This is a genomic window from Aneurinibacillus aneurinilyticus ATCC 12856 (assembly GCF_000466385.1).
GTDB lineage: Bacteria > Bacillota > Bacilli > Aneurinibacillales > Aneurinibacillaceae > Aneurinibacillus > Aneurinibacillus aneurinilyticus.
The window spans coordinates 1-1,570 of the sequence record NZ_KE952744.1 but is presented as its reverse complement, the minus strand read 5'-3'; the positions used below and the strand labels follow the sequence as shown (position 1 = coordinate 1,570).

1 protein-coding gene and 1 pseudogene are annotated in these 1,570 nt (G+C 32.2%); both read right to left on the bottom strand.

The annotated features are described in order from the left end of the window. Positions 1–169: 169 nt before the first annotated feature. Positions 170–1,192 (bottom strand): hypothetical protein, encoded by a 1,023-nt coding sequence (locus tag HMPREF0083_RS07380; RefSeq protein WP_021620561.1) that lies wholly within the window; start codon positions 1,190–1,192, stop codon positions 170–172. Between the two features lie 211 nt (positions 1,193–1,403). Beyond that, positions 1,404–1,550, bottom strand: a pseudogene (locus HMPREF0083_RS27065) (transposase); the annotation flags it as partial. Positions 1,551–1,570: the final 20 nt, after the last annotated feature.

The window sequence follows — 1,570 nt, the reverse complement described above, 5'->3', positions numbered from 1 at the left end:
TGGATCATACTGGATAATCAACACCCTTGATATACATTAAAGAAATTACAGATGCAACCGGTATTGGCCGAACGACACTCTATCGTGCCATTGAGAAAAGAATTTTATCCTTAGTATCACGAATATTGATACTCGCCCTTTTACTTTGCGATCCTATGTTTTATATATTTTATAGCTTTTTTAGAAAGAAGCTAAAAAGGTTATAATTAGTTTTTAGATAAAACGCTTCGCCATCTTTTTTTTGAAGGTTATAGACATACTTGTATATTTGTTCTTCATTAGTTTTACGTAAATCATAATTTTCTATAGCCTTAGTGCTTTTGTCAATTAAGTGAGTTTTTTGTGCTATATCATAATACTTTACTTCTGATTTATTATTAGATATATCATCTAATATATAGACAATTCGATCATTGATAACATCTAGTTCTTTTATTGCAAAATTATAGTCTACCTGTTCGATAAGTATTCCCCTAAGGTTTTTAGTATTATTTTTTATTTGTTTGACAAAGTCCTCTACTTGATATAGAAAAATACTTTCTAAATGGTCAAAATAAGGGGCATTAGGGTCACATTTTTTCCACATGTCCCATTTTTCAGATTCATGTATTCTGCCTGTCTTTAAATAAAAATAAAAATCGTTTTCTAACATAAAACTTCTTATATGATCAAGTCGAAGTAGTTGATCTCTAAAATCTATTTCTGACGTTATATTATAAATCCGGCATTCCAATGCATCAATTAATATTGCTTTGTCAAAGAAAGGAATACCATATGTTAAATCATTATGTGGAAAGAAAAATAAACAATATCTTTGGTTAAGACCATACAAAACTGAATCATCAAAAAGACTAAGCGGGATATCCTTGCTATCTCTGGAGTATTCACCAAGACATAAATCCCCTATTTTTTCGTATTTCCTATCTTTAAACCATACTTTTAAAAAAACAATTTCATAGTTCCCTTTGTCATTTTCCAATCTAGCCCCATACCCTACCTTGCCTGAAGGTTCTATAGTGAATTTTGGCATTGCCCAAGGTATAGAAAATAGTATGTTATATTCCCCTTTTTTTAAATTAATGTTACAAAATTCTACTTTTTTAGATTCAGGATAATGGCTATATGCTTGAAAGCAGTGTCCTTCTATAGATTTTAACGGGACGAGAGTTGCTACATCTTTATTAGAATTCATAATGGACCCCCATCTAAAAATTAAAAAGAATTATATAGTATTATTAAAAAATGAAAAAAATGCGAGTGATGTTAACCTAGAATTCAAAGCAACATTGCTCGCATTTTTGCTATATAAATCGCGATTAAGAATTCAACAAATGAACGTTTGCAATGCGTGACAGTACCCTTTCCAGGTTTTCTTCTGCGTAATGAGTAAAGTCATCAATGGCTTATGCGATCAAAGCTTGTGTAGGATGAAAACGATTGGCGATGACGACTTCCTTTAGCCATTTCCATATGCGCTCGACCGGATTCAAATTGGGCGAGTACGGCGACAGATAGATACAGAAAAGTCGCTCCCGGTTCGGCTCATGGTAACGGCGAACTTGTCTTCAAT